At 40.7% G+C, this 14,815-nt stretch carries 10 protein-coding genes; 8 read left to right on the forward strand and 2 right to left on the reverse strand.

Translation table 11 applies throughout. From position 1 onward, the window contains the following. The 7 genes from IIB50_01815 to IIB50_01845 all read left to right on the forward strand — a co-directional run. A partial coding sequence (locus IIB50_01815; protein MCH7529831.1) for a KH domain-containing protein occupies positions 1–237 on the forward strand: 237 nt, incomplete at its 5' end. Between the two features lie 192 nt (positions 238–429). Beyond that, complete coding sequence (gene trmD, locus IIB50_01820; protein ID MCH7529832.1) at positions 430–1,071, forward strand: tRNA (guanosine(37)-N1)-methyltransferase TrmD; 642 nt, start codon at positions 430–432, stop codon at positions 1,069–1,071. A 243-nt stretch (positions 1,072–1,314) separates the two neighbouring features. Continuing rightward, complete coding sequence (locus IIB50_01825; protein MCH7529833.1) at positions 1,315–4,536, forward strand: DNA-directed RNA polymerase subunit beta; 3,222 nt, start codon at positions 1,315–1,317, stop codon at positions 4,534–4,536. A gap of 208 nt (positions 4,537–4,744) precedes the next feature. Continuing rightward, positions 4,745–8,398 (forward strand): DNA-directed RNA polymerase subunit beta', encoded by a 3,654-nt coding sequence (rpoC, locus tag IIB50_01830; protein MCH7529834.1) that lies wholly within the window; start codon positions 4,745–4,747, stop codon positions 8,396–8,398. Between the two features lie 85 nt (positions 8,399–8,483). After that, complete coding sequence (dnaG, locus tag IIB50_01835; protein ID MCH7529835.1) at positions 8,484–10,292, forward strand: DNA primase; 1,809 nt, start codon at positions 8,484–8,486, stop codon at positions 10,290–10,292. A 37-nt stretch (positions 10,293–10,329) separates the two neighbouring features. Beyond that, on the forward strand, positions 10,330–11,640 hold the full coding sequence (locus IIB50_01840) for a sigma-70 family RNA polymerase sigma factor (protein ID MCH7529836.1): 1,311 nt from the start codon (positions 10,330–10,332) through the stop codon (positions 11,638–11,640). 202 nt (positions 11,641–11,842) lie between these two features. Further along, entirely contained in the window at positions 11,843–12,670 is an 828-nt protein-coding gene (locus IIB50_01845) for a PD-(D/E)XK nuclease family protein (GenBank protein MCH7529837.1), read from the forward strand. Between the two features lie 49 nt (positions 12,671–12,719). Here IIB50_01845 and IIB50_01850 read toward each other — a convergent pair whose 3' ends face one another. Both IIB50_01850 and IIB50_01855 read right to left on the reverse strand, forming a co-directional pair. Next, positions 12,720–13,277, reverse strand: a complete 558-nt coding sequence (locus IIB50_01850) for a hypothetical protein (protein ID MCH7529838.1) — start codon at positions 13,275–13,277, stop codon at positions 12,720–12,722. 248 nt (positions 13,278–13,525) lie between these two features. Next, positions 13,526–14,278, reverse strand: coding sequence for a thioredoxin domain-containing protein (locus IIB50_01855; protein ID MCH7529839.1), 753 nt, complete (start codon positions 14,276–14,278; stop codon positions 13,526–13,528). A gap of 42 nt (positions 14,279–14,320) precedes the next feature. On the opposite strand from IIB50_01855, the gene IIB50_01860 reads away from it, so the two are divergent. Beyond that, positions 14,321–14,815: undecaprenyl-diphosphate phosphatase (locus IIB50_01860; protein ID MCH7529840.1), on the forward strand; the 495-nt coding region annotated here is incomplete at its 3' end.

The following is a 14,815-nucleotide window of genomic DNA, read 5'->3' on the forward strand; positions in this document are numbered from 1 at the left end:
GTGGCTCGGGCAGTGGATGAAATGGGAGTACTGCTTACTCTCGGTGTGAATCCAGAGGATATGGGTAAAATCATCGGACGACAGGGCAATACTGCCAAAGCTATCCGCACACTGCTTCGGGTTGTAGGCATGAAAAACAACTCTAGGGTCAATCTTAAAATAGAGGAACCTGAGGGAAGGGAAGCACCAACTGCTTCCAAGAGCGTTGATGAAGCAATGGAAGATCTCAAGGTCTAAGACGGATTTTAAATTAGACATAAACAAAAGCTCGTGGTATTTTATCGCCACGGGCTTTTGTTTAAATAATACAATATGAATCCCGTTAGTAATCACGGACACTAAAATACAATATGTTAGGAAAATTGATTAGCAACAAAAGTTTAATATTTAGGCAAGGATTGAATCAGTCCGTGTCCTATTACTAACGGGATGAATTTTCACATCATCACACTTTTTCCTGAGGCATTTGACTCATATTTGAAAACTTCAATTCTTGGACGGGCAATACAAAACAAAAAGATTTCTGTTACATTTTATAATCCTCGTCTATTTACAAAAGATAAACACAGAAGAGTGGACGGCAAGCCATATGGCGGAGGCCCGGGTATGGTTATAGAAGCAGAGCCGGTATTAAAAGCGGTTACAAAAGCAATCGGCAGAAAAAAGAAAGTAAAAATTATATTTCTCTCACCCGCAGGTGTGCAGTTTGATTCACTCTATTCACGCAAACTGACAAAAAGATATAAAGATGTTGTTATTATTTCTGGGCACTACGAAGGAGTCGATGCTCGTGTTGCTACAATATTGAAAGCAGAACATATTTCAATTGGTCCATATGTACTTACCGGCGGAGAACTTCCTGCAATGGCTATCATTGATAGTCTCTCGCGTAATATAAAAGGAGTGCTTGGTAATATAGATTCTCTTGAGGAGAAAAGGACAGCAAGTTTTGATGTATATACTCGTCCGGAGATTTTAGAATACAAGAAGAAAAAGTATAAAGTACCAAAAGTGCTCCTTTCTGGAAATCATAGAGAAATTGAAAAATGGAGGAAAAATAAGAAAAAATGACTTATACACAGGCTATATCATATAAATCCTTGACACTGACGTATGGTATCTGTATACTCTCATCTACGCGTATTTATACAGCATGATTGAGTTATTGTAGGGTTCTTTTCATACGGTGCATTAGAAATTTTTACTATATTTAATTTGCTAGAAAAAGCTAAGTAGTCTTGAGCTTTTTGTTATATTCGCTTTCAAGCGATGTCTTGTTTGGTGTTTGGTCTATTTTATTGAAATCACAAAGCTATGGATAAAGAAAAAAGCACTACAGTAGTTCAACAAAAGGGAAAGAGGCAACAGAAGTATTTTGGGCGCTTCAAAAAACCACTTATTAACATGCCCGATCTTATTGGTCCACAAAGGGATTCCTTTGCTTGGTTTATTGAAGAAGGGCTCGAGGAGGTGTTTAAAGAATTTTCGCCGATAAAAGATTATTCAGAAAAGAAGTTTGAACTTGAATTTGTGCGGTTTGAACTTGGGGTACCTAAGTATGATGAGTACTATGCAAAGCGGCAAATGCTTTCATACAATGCTCCGCTACGTCTCATTGTTCGCCTCAAAAACAAAACAATTGGAGGCACCAAAGAGCAAGAAATATTTCTTGCTGATTTTCCGATAATGACTGACCACGGTACTTTTATTATCAATGGAATAGAGCGTGTCATTGTCGCACAGCTCGCGCGTTCATTTGGTGTATTTTTTAATGTTCAGGAAATTAAAGGAAAGAGATATTTTGGAGCAAAAATTATTCCTGCCCGTGGAGCATGGATTGAAATAGAAAGTGATCCGGATGGTGCTATATATATTAAAATAGACCGAAAGAGAAAATTTCCAATAACGACGCTATTGCGGGTGCTGGGAGCACATTTTGATCGGGATATGTATTCCCTATTTGAAAACAACCAATTTGCAAAGCAAGTCATTAAAGACACTCTTGAAAATGATCCGGCAAAAACAGTTGAAGATGCATACACAGAGATCCATAAAAAATTGCGCGATGGTGACCCTGCCACTCCAGAAAATGCTCGAGATTTTATACAATCTATTTTCAGTAAAGAACGATATGACTTATCACCAGTGGGACGTCATCGTTTCAATCAACGTTTTGGAAAGCTGACCAATAAGGATGAGATGTCACGCAAAACTATTTCTCTTGATGATATGGTTTCTATAGTGTCGCATATCATAAAACTCAACAATACCAACGGAGCTGAGCCGGACGATATTGACCATCTTGGTTTTAGGAGGGTGCGATATGTTGGTGAAATGCTCCAGCAAAAAGTGCGTGTTGGTATGTCGCGGATGAAACGAAATATTCAGGACAGGATGTCTACCGTTGATGCAGAAACCACACTTCCCGTTCAACTGATAAATCCGCGACCGCTCCAGGCAAGTATCAAAGAATTTTTTACAACCAATCAGCTATCGCAGTTTATGCAACAGCAAAATGTTCTTACAGAACTTGAGCATCTGCGAACACTTTCGGCTCTTGGACCAGGAGGACTCACTCGTGAGCGAGCGGGTCTTGAGGTCCGCGATGTGCACCCGTCTCATTATGGCAGATTGTGTCCGATTCACACACCAGAAGGTCCAAACATTGGACTTATTCTCCATCTTGCAACATACGCACGTATCAACGAATTCGGCATGATAGAAACACCGTATGCAAAAGTAAGCAATGGAGTGGTAACCAGTGAAATAGTATATCTCAATGCGCATGAGGAAGAGAAGTACAACATTGCCCATGCTGCAATCAAGCAGGATGATAAGGGAAATATTTTAGAAGATGAGGTTGAGGTGCGCATAGAAGCAGAACCAGGAATTGCAAAAAAAGAAGATGTGCACTTTATCGATATTGCAACCAATCAACCGTTTTCTATTGCAACATCCATGATTCCATTTATTGAAAACGATGATGCAAACCGAGCACTTATGGGCTCAAATATGCAGAAGCAGGCAACCCCGTGCATCATTCCGGAGGCACCATACGTTGCAACCGGAATAGAGGAAGAGGCGGCAAAAAATACCGGTAGAATAGTGATCGCAAAAGAAGACGGTATCGTGTCTTTTGTAGATGCTTCTAAGATTGTTATACAAAATAGCAAAAATGAACAAAAGGAATATAATCTTGTTAATTTTTCACGGACACATGACTTCTCTTCATTTCATCAAAGACCAGTAGTTGACACTAATCAAAAAATTAAAAAAGGAGACTTGCTTGCCGATGCATCCTCAACCGCAGGGGGGCAGATGGCACTCGGACAGAATATGCGTGTCGCATTTATGTCGTGGTCAGGCGCCAACTACGAAGATGCAATCATCATTTCCGAGCGGTTGGTTAAGCACAGCAGATTTACAAGTATTAGAATAGACGAGCACGAAGTGAATGTTCGCGATACAAAACTTGGTCCAGAAGTGACCACACACGACATTCCGAATGTGGGTGAGACCAAACTTAAAAATCTTGATGAAGACGGAATTATTACAATCGGTGCCGAGGTCAGAGTCGGGGACATACTTGTTGGAAAAGTAACACCCAAAGGAGAAACACAACTTACTCCAGAAGAGCGGCTCCTACGCTCTATTTTTGGAGAAAAGGCAAAAGATGTTAAGGATACTTCGCTTCGAATGGAGGGTAGCAAACGTGGGCGAGTGATAGGGGTGAAAGTATTTTCGCGAGAAAATGGAGACAATCTTGATTCAGGCATAATAAAACGAATCCATGTGACTGTTGCACAGCTAAGGAATGTATCAGTCGGCGACAAGCTTGCCGGACGACACGGGAACAAAGGAGTAATTTCAAGAATTCTTCCCGAAGAAGATATGCCGTTTTCAAAAGAAGGTGAGCCGATTGATGTAATACTCACTCCTCTAGGGGTGCCATCTCGCATGAATCTGGGACAGATTTTAGAGCTTCACCTTGGACTTGCCGCACACGCTCTCAATTACCAAGCAATCGTACCATCGTTTGCCGGCGCAACGGGAAATGAGATAAAAGAGGAATTAAAAAAAGCTGGTTTTGCAGAAAATGGAAAAATGACACTCTACGACGGGAGAACCGGCGAGGCATTTGAACAGGATGTGGCAGTTGGATATATGTATATACTGAAACTTCATCATATGGTTGAGGACAAAATACACATGCGTTCAATCGGCCCATATTCACTCATCACACAACAGCCACTCGGAGGTAAGGCGCAAGCAGGCGGACAAAGATTTGGAGAAATGGAAGTATGGGCACTACTCGGATATGGTGCCGCGTACACACTTCGTGAAATGCTTACCATCAAATCAGACGACATCGTAGGGCGTTCCGCTGCGTTTGATGCAATTGTTAAAGGAGAAAAAATAAGCCACCCGCATACTCCTGCGGCATTTAATGTATTGCTCAACAACCTGCGCGGCTTGGCACTTGATGTATTGCTCAAAAAACCGGAAATAGAACATGAAAAAAGCACTACTGAATAATCTCGCCCTCCAAAGTTTTGCAAAGCAAAATTTAGGAGGGTAAAATATATGAATTCCGTTAGAGATAACAAAAGTTAGAATAATAAAAAAACACAAAATATTTAACGGTTCCGTATAAAACATAAAATATGAAAAATCGAGAAATTAAAAACAATATAATTAATAATAGTTTCCCTAGAATTTTCTAGCGGAACCTATCTCTAACGGGATGAAAAAATCAGCATTTAACACATCAAATTTTGAATCTATTACGCTCAAACTTGCGTCCCCGGACGTAATTCTTGATTGGTCATTTGGAGAAGTTACAAAACCAGAAACCATCAATTACCGAACCCAACGTGCAGAAAAAAGTGGTCTTTTTGATGAAAAGATTTTTGGTCCTGAAAAAGACTATGAGTGTTATTGTGGAAAGTATCGCGGTATTCGGTACAAGGGTATTGTATGCGAGAAGTGCGGTGTTGAGGTAACCCGTTCAATAGTCAGACGCGAGAGGATGGGACATATTGCTCTCGCAACACCGGTGTCGCATATATGGTTTTTACGTGGTATTCCCTCGCGGATCAGTCTTATCTTGGGAATTTCAGCAAGTGATGTAGAAAAGGTTGTTTATTTTGCCGGATATATTATTACCAAAGTTATTAAGGACGAGAAGGAAAAACTACTCAAAGAACTTGATATTGAATACAAAACTAAAACAAAGAAAGCTACAGACATAAAAACAAAAACAAAACTTAAGGAGCTTTTGGTAAATGCAAAGCAGGAGATAGAAAGTATTACTGAAGGGGCCGTACTTGATGAGCTCACCTACCACAAATTTGCCGTCCGCTATGGATCATTATTTGAGGCTGCAATAGGAGCGGAAGCAATATACAATATTTTAAAAAACATCAACATGCCTGCGCTTCTTGAAAAGCTTGAAACACGGATTCTAAAAGCCGGTTCAGTTGAACGAGAAAAACTCAACAAGAGAATAAGTCTCATCAAATCAATGATTAAAACCAACATTCGACCGGAGTGGATGTTTTTAAAAAACATTCCCGTCATTCCACCAGCACTCCGTCCAATGGTTGCACTCGAAGGCGGACGTCACGCCACTTCAGACGTCAATGATCTATACCGAAGGGTTATTAACCGAAACAATCGTCTTAAGAAGCTACTCGAAATAAAAGCCCCGGATGTTATCCTGCGCAATGAAAAGAGAATTCTTCAGGAGGCCGTTGATGCACTACTTGATAACTCAATCAGGCATGGTGGCACGCTATTTTCAGCGATGAGCCAAGCACAACGAAGACCGCTTAAATCACTCTCCGACTATCTCAAAGGAAAACAAGGATATTTCAGGCAGAACCTGCTCGGGAAACGAGTAGACTATTCTGGTCGTTCGGTCATTGTTATCGGTCCAGATCTCAAACTTGATGAATGCGGACTTCCAAAACATATGGCACTTGAGTTGTTCAGACCATTTGTCATTGCAAAACTTCTGGAAAAAGAACTTGCGTATAACATTCGCGGTGCCGGCCGGCTCATAGATGAGGGCATACCCGAAGTATGGGCAATTCTTGAAGAGGTTATAGCTGGCAAATATGTACTCTTAAATCGTGCACCTACATTACACCGCCAAGGAGTTCAGGCATTTCGACCTATACTCATTGAAGGAAATGCAATTCAAATTCATCCACTCGTGTGTTCTGCATTTAATGCGGACTTTGACGGCGACCAAATGGCAGTGCATATTCCGCTTTCAGATGAAGCTCAAAAGGAGGCAGAAATGATAATGTCTGCAAATAAAAATATTTTGAAACCTGGCAATGGCGACGTGGTGGTCTCAACAAACAAACAAGATATTATACTTGGTTGTTATTGGATGACCAAAATCATAGAGAACGACAAAGGAGAGGGAAAAATATTTCCAACCCCAAACACCGCAATCAGTGCGTACGATTTTAGTGAAGTCGGTTTCAGGGCAAAGATTAAAGTGTTACCAACTGATAATCTGAAATATACAGCGTTTGAAGGAAAAGTATTTGAAACATCGGTGGGGAGACTTTTATTTAACAGTATTTTGCCAAGCGACTATCCATTCATTAATGATGAAATTACCAGCGCGAGTATGACTATACTTGTAAATAACCTTATCAAGAAATACGGTCTTGATAGTATCCCCGAAATCATAAATAAAATTAAAGTATTTGGATTCACCTACGCCACACGCTCAGGAATTACGTTTGGAATTGATGACATTAAAGTTCCAAAGGGCAAGACAGATTTAATAAAGAAGGCAAAGGAACAATCTGAAGAAGTACTCAAGCAGTACAATGAGGGACTGCTCTCGCAGGAAGAAAAACGACGCAAGAATATTGAAATATGGCATGCTGCGAAAGATGAAATTGAAAAACTGGTTCCGGCATCAATTGAAAAAAATGGCTCGATGTACGATATGTGGAAATCAGGCTCACGAGGATCAATCGGTCAAATTTCCCAGATGTCAGGAATGAAGGGACTTATTCAAAACACGCGTGGAGAAACCATTGAGTTTCCCATTGTTGCATCCATGAAGGAGGGACTTACGCCGATTGAGTACTTTATTACGACTCACGGGTCACGAAAGGGACTTGCTGATACAGCACTTAACACCGCGCGGGCAGGATATCTTACGAGGAGACTTTTTGATGTTGCACAAGACGCGATAATCGGAGAAGATGATTGCGGCAGCAAAGAGGGAGTGACTATAAGTAGAGTAAGCGCATCTGGTATTGAGATATCATTTGCTAAAAATATACGAGGTAGACTACTCGCCACTCCTGTTCTTGACGGAAAAGGAAAAACATTGTTTGGAAAGGGCACCATGCTTTCGGATGAAGATGCACAAGTAATTGAAGAATCAAACATAGACAGTGTTTCAGTCCACTCCCCAATGGTGTGCAAATCGCTTTATGGTATTTGTCGTAAGTGTTATGGAATTGATTTAACAACCAATGAATTAATTGATATAGGGGAAGCCGTTGGTACTATTGCCGCCCAAGCTATTGGGGAGCCGGGAACTCAACTTACTATGAGAACGTTCCATTCAGGTGGTACTGCTACTGTCGGTGGAGATATCACTCAAGGACTTCCGCGAGTTGAAGAAGTGTTTGAAAAACGAGCTCCCAAAAGTGCGGCGGCAATTGCAAAAGTATCTGGAACGGTATCCGAAATAAAAGATGATGGAAAAGAGAAATTAATTATTTTGCTACCAGATGAAAAATTAGCCAAAACTTCAAAGAAGAAAATTGAGTACCCAGTTCATTTCAGAAGAATGGTACTGGTGAAAGTAGGAGATAAAGTTAAGAAGGGTGATTTTCTGACTGATGGCTCTGCGCACATTGACGAGCTTCACATTTTTGGCAGCAAAGAAAAAGCACAGAATTATATTATTAGCGAGATAAGCAAAATTTACGAACTACAAGGAGCATCAATCTCACGCAAACATATTGAAGTAATTATTCGGCAGATGTTCTCACGCCAAAAGGTGAAAGACCCAGGAGACACTGGTTTTACCACGGGCGAGGTTGTTGAGGAACGCGAAATTATAAAAGCGAATACCGAAGCACAAAAGAACAAGAAAACACCTGCGACTGTCGAATCGCTTATACTCGGCATTACTGAAGTGTCTCTTTCGCGAAAAAGCTTTCTTTCAGCTGCTTCATTTCAAAACACCCCTCGGATTCTCATTAATGCCGCTATTCGTGGAAGTGAGGACAAACTGATTGGGCTTAAAGAAAATGTCATCATTGGAAGATTGATACCTGCCGGCAGTGGTTTCTCAGGAAGTCCAAAGGCTATAATGGTGGAAAAGGTTGCCCAAGAGAGAGAAAACAAATAAAATTTAGTGCAATAGTTTTTTTACTCGTGTGTTGCGTAAATCCTTACTCTCGTTTTGTTGTAGGCAAAGCAGATTGTAACAAAATATGCCATCTTCAAATGTAGAACAAATAAAAGACAGGCTGGGGATTATTGAAGTAATCAGCACCTATATAAAACTTGAAAAGGCTGGTAGCAACATGAAGGCGCGTTGTCCTTTTCACAATGAAAAGACCCCATCATTTTTTGTTTCACCGTCCAGGAACACTTTTTATTGTTTTGGTTGTGGAGAAAAAGGAGATATTTTCACCTTCATCGAAAAGTTTGAGGGACTGGATTTCCAAGGCGCTTTGCGATTACTTGGCACGCGTGCCGGTGTGTCTATTGTATTTGAAAGCAAAGAATCACAAGGGCAGCGCGAAAGGCTCTACGGAATTTTGGAAAGTGCTACCCGTTATTTTGAAAATAATCTTGAAGAAAATCGCGACGTGCTCTCATATCTCAAAGAACGTTCTCTCTCAAAACAAACGCTCACACTTTGGAGAATCGGTTATGCACTCTCCGACTGGCGGACACTCCACGACCATCTCACTCATCAGGGATTTTCAACTGTGGAAATTGAAGAAGCAGGATTGATTAAAAAGAGTGGGCGGGAAGAAATGTCTGCTGACAAAGAGCGTTACTATGACAGGTTCCGCGGTAGAATTATGTTTCCAATTTTTGATAATTCTGGTCGAGTAATAGCATTTTCAGGCAGAATATTTCCTGCCAATAGTGGATCTATTTCTGGCGGAGCAAAAAAAGCAGACGAAAATATAAACAAAAACGATAACGCACCAAAGTATATCAATAGTCCCGAGACATCACTTTTTCACAAATCGCGTATTTTATACGGATACAACAAAGCAAAGCTAGCGATACGAAAAGTCAATTTTTCAATTGTAGTTGAAGGACAAATGGACCTTCTGATGTGTCATCAGAGTGGTTTTACCAATACGGTAGCACTTTCAGGAACTGCCCTCACTGGAGAACAACTCACACTTCTCAATCGTCTTTCAAAAAACATCGTAATGGCTTTTGATGCCGACAGTGCCGGTGTGGCTTCCTCAGGCAAAGGCGCATCCTTGGCGCTCCATATGGGTATGGATGTAAAAATAGCGGCACTTCCCGAAGGCTCAGATCCGGCAGATTTAGTCAAGGCTGGAAAAGATAAATTAAGAAAAGTGATACGGGAATCAAAACATATTGTTGATTTTTATCTTGATATATTTAGTGCTTCGGAAAAGAATAAAAGGAAACTCCGTCTTAAAGTGGGGGAGATAATAATTCCTTTTGTTGCACAAATTCCAAATAAAATTGATCAGGCTCATTTTGTTGCGACTATCGCCTCAAGACTTTCAATTGCAGAAGATCCGGTATGGGAAGAGGTTCGCAATGTGATAATTGAAGATGTTTCTGACATTGGTAATTTTGACAAGGTTGCGTTTATACCGAAGGAGCAGATCTCCGATACAGATAATACCCGCAAGGATATTATAGAGCAGGAAATTGTGGCACTCTTGCTTTGGCAGCATGGTGAAAAGAAAAAAAACAAAAAAGTGAGTAGTGCCAAAGATCGATTCAAATCAATTGTGGGGAAAGCGCGATTTACGGAGCTTATGAAAGGGAAATCGGAAGATGTTGATGTGCTGGTTTTTGAAGCAGAACGAGAATTCAGCGAAGGAGAAGATGTTGCTGAAAGCCTGTTAGAATTGCTCAATAATCTTGAGGAAGAACAACTTCGGGAGCGTTTCACCACTGCACTTGAAAATTTACGGCTAGCAGAAGTTGAAGGGAAAACCAAAAACATAAATGACGCACTCAGGAAGTGTAAAGTATTATCAGAACAACTTGCTTCTGTTTCAGACAGCAAGTAGGTTACATTTTATTATCTAATTGGTATTGTACATATTTATGCCCAAAACTAAATTGAAAAAGAATAGTAGAAAAATAGCAACACGGACCAAAAAAGCCGTTTCAAAAAAACGTGTCAAACATACTGGTGTCAAAAAAAGCACACTACGGAAAAAGAGCACAGGGGAATATAATAGCAGAAAAAAGAAGAGTGTAACAAAAAAAGTATTTCAGAAAAAACCAAAACTTGTTTCCAAACCCAAAAAAGCTGTTGCGAAATCAAAGATAAGTAAAAAGGAAAAAGAGCTTTTAAAAAAAGCTGATACTCTTTTAGCTAAGGGACGTGAGCGAGGATTTGTTACTTACGATGAGATTCTTAAAGAATTTCCAACGATTGAGACTGACATTCTTTTTCTTGAGGAGCTATACGAAAAGTTTAATACGGCCAGTGTTGATGTTCTTGAAGGTGGAGGACTTCTTGAGGATGGGGCAAATGATTTTATAGAAAAGAAAAATGTGTACCGAAGAGGATCAGAATCATCATCGTACGACTCTATTCAGATGTATCTACGCGAGATAGGGCAATACCCATTACTTGTTGCTCAGCAAGAGCGCGATTTAGCAAAGCGTATTATAGACGGTGACAGCGAAGCAAGAAACTTACTCGCCCGAGCCAACTTGCGACTCGTTGTTTCAATAGCTAAAAGATACGTTGGGCGCAGTCCCGACCTCACACTACTTGACCTTATTCAGGAGGGGAATATAGGACTCTTCAAAGCGGTTGATAAGTTTGACTATACAAAGGGATTTAAATTTTCTACCTATGCCACGTGGTGGATACGGCAGGCAATAACGAGAGCACTCGCCGACCAGTCTCGCACCATTAGAATTCCGGTTCATATGGTTGAAACTATTGCAAAATACAAGCAGACTGTTCGTAGACTTTCCCAAGAGCTTGGCCGTGATCCGCTTGCTGAGGAGATTTCAACAGAAATGGGGTTGGATGTGGAAAAAATTTACAACATTGAAAAAATAAACCAGGATACCATTTCATTGGAAAATCCAGTGGGGGATGAAGATGATAAGTCCACACTAGGTAATTTTATTGCTGATGATAAAATCACCCCGCCTGATCAAGACGCATCACGACGAATTCTCGCCGACCAGATTGAAGAAATTCTTGACGACCTGTCTCCAAAGGAACGCAAGATTCTTGCCATGAGAAATGGGTTGGAAGATGGCATCTATCACACACTTGAGGAGGTTGGGAAAGAATTTGGCGTTACTCGTGAGCGAATCAGGCAAATTGAGGCAAAAGCGCTCGAAAAAATTCGCCACCATGAAAAGGCAAACCGGCTAAAAAATTACTGAATAAGAAACGCTCAAGTTGATTATTCAAAACACCAGTCGGTCGGCTCAGGAGGTCACCCGCTCTCTACTCACTCTCGTGACTCCGCTAAAGTGGGAATCAGGCTCATGAGAGCTCTATAAGGCATTTTAGATAACAAACGCTTAAACGAAAAAGGTACTGCAAAATAAAAAGAGCAGATCGATTTTTGCTATACTTACGAGAATGAAAAGATTACCTTCTCGGAAACCACCAATTTCTCATTGGAGCTATTCGTCACTCATGACATTATTGAGAAATCCTCTGGCATGGTACAAACGCTACGTTGAGAAGGTATACGACACACCATCCTCACCCTCGTCTTTTATAGGACGTGCGGGGCATAAAGCTCTTGAGCATTTTTATGGAGGACTTTCGAAAGAAGATGCTATTGTATGTGGCTCTCAGTATCTTGAAAATATTCAAGATATTGAAATTAATTTTGGAACAGCGCGAACAAACAGAGCACAGAAACGCAAACGCGAGGCAATGATAAAAGGATACAATCAGGCAATATCATTTTATCTTGCGCGACCTCCTCGTCATCGTGTTCTTGGAGTGGAAGTAAATAATCTTGCGAAGGTGGATGGACTCGCTCTACCGCTCAAGGCAATTTCCGATCTTGTAGTTCGCTCCCGAGTTGATAACAAAGCAATTGATATCGTTGACCATAAATTTGTTGAATCATTTAGTAAACATGGCGTCCAAAAAACACTCTTTATTATTCAGGCAATCTTTAACTACTATACTGTGCGTGATATGTACAATAAGCCGGTACGGCGGTTCATTATACAAGAATGCAAACGATCAAAAAATAAAGACGGTTCATCCCAAATGCGTAGACATATCATCAATTTTGACGAGTGTGGGGAGGAGTTTGTGATTTTTCATAAACTTATCAATGATGCAACAAAAGAAATTACCCGACCGCGAGTATACCTTCCAAATCCTTCAGACATGTTTGAAGGAGAAAACTCTTTTGATATTTATCGTCTCGGATTAGTAGAGGAGTAGTATTTATATTGAAAAAGCCCGCGACATATAGTCGCGGGCGCGCTTAAACTCAAGAGAAGCCGTATATAATGGCAAGTTGCACGATGTTATATTGGTTCATTTTGTCAATGCTAAAGAACATTTTCTTTAGTTCCATCGAAAAATTATCACCCAAATAACTATCTTTAGGTAGTCTATATTTCAGACCCACGGCATAGACCACACCAGTACCGCTCCTTTTGAAATCTAGTGGTAGAGTAACAATAGAATAGTCTTGGTCATGGTATTGTACCGTACCATCTAACCAAAGTCTCATATGGCCTAATCCAATCGATGTAGATACACTCACACCACCGACGACTGGGATGTCAAGAAATACTTGAATCACTGTTAAATCAAATTTGACCCGAGTATTACTCTCAAGACAATGTTCTGTAATCCTAGTTATACAGTTCACTTTCAATGATCGTCCTACAAGGTGCGATATATCCAAACCACCGGTGATGTTTCCTCCGAATGGATTAAATAGCATCTTTCCCATCTGAATACCCTGTCCTTCGTGTTTCGTAGATACTATCTCTCTAACCTCTTCTTTTGTAAAAGAAGTTTTAAACCCGTGTTGATTCACACTTATGTACCAACCTGAATCTTTTCCCCCTGCATATGCTAAATTGAAGCAGATAAGGTATAGACATATTATACCCAATACACGCGTCTTCATTTTACACCTCCTGGACCAAAGCCAAAGAAAGTATATTCCAATAGTAATAATAAAAAGAAAACAGTACGTAGTCAATAAGTCACAATCCCAATATATTGAGTCACACAACAAAGACCCCTAGAAAATAAGAGGACATTGGCACTTATATTAAAAAACTACTCTAGCAAGGATGACTGTGCTTTCTTCTCCAACACCTGGTCAATGACCGTTTTAAGGGATAGATATGGTTGTGCACCTGGTATCTCAATCTGCTCGTTCCCAATTATCATTATATTAAATGGAGTACCTCGCCCACCTGCGGCAATTGCCTCATTGAAATGATTTTCAACTACCTCCTTGTATCTGTCACTGTCGAGACATTCCTGAAACTGTGCTTTGTCGAGCCCAACATACTCAGCAATTACCGGCAAAAGTGAAAGGTCTAATCCATTGTTTGACGGAGTGATTTCATAGAGTCGGTCCGTATAGGCCCAAAATGCGGGATTACCACCTTGTTCGGTAGCGCACTCAGTTGCTTCTGCTTCTTTGGGAGCTTTCGGATGTAACTGCGAGAGTGGGAAGTGTCGATACACCCATGCCACCGTTCCATCTTTTCCGTACTCATCTATGATTTGGTGCATCGTACTGTGAAATTGCTTGCAGAACGGACATTCGGTGTCTGAATACTCCACAATGACAATATCGGCATTAGGGTTTCCTAAAATGTGGTCATTTGCACGCACACCAGGTATTTTGAGAGTGCCTCCTACTAATGCTTGCTGAGAGCTTTGTTTGACGATCTGACCCTCTCTCTTTTCATTATTTGTTGTCAAAAGTGCACCGGCGATAAAAATTCCAGCTATGACAATAGCAATAGGAACTAATAATGTATTATTCTTTTCTTTACTCCCCTCGTGCGTGTCTTCCATGTCTGGTATATAAATTCGCTAGTAGTGATATTATAGCACAGTATGAATACTGTATCGGGAATCATATTAGGGGCAATCCAGGGGCTTACTGAGTTTTTGCCAGTATCTTCATCCGGGCACCTCATTTTGGCGCGGGATATTTTGGGTCTTGAGAGTTCCTATGGTATTTCTGGACTTTCATTTGATGCGGTTTTACAGTTGGCTACATCGCTCGCCATTTTGATTTATTTCAGGCATGAGTTTTTGCGGCTGGCACATTCTGCAGTATCTATCATTGTGCGAAAAGCATCCTCTCATTACGATAAAATGTTTCTCTTTGCACTTGTATTAGGCACCATCCCCGCAGTAGCTGTTGGACTATTTATAGAGGATTACATGGAAACAGTCTTTCGGAATGCATATGTAGTGGGATGGACATTGCTTATCGGAGCCGGCTTTATGTTTGCTGCCGAGAAGGTGGCAACACAAAACAAAATCATAGCTCCTGCAAAAGGATTATGGATAGGATTCTTTCAAGCACTTGCACTCATTCCTGGC

The organism is Patescibacteria group bacterium (assembly GCA_022560785.1).
GTDB lineage: Bacteria > Patescibacteriota > Minisyncoccia > Phycocordibacterales > JADFSL01 > JADFSL01.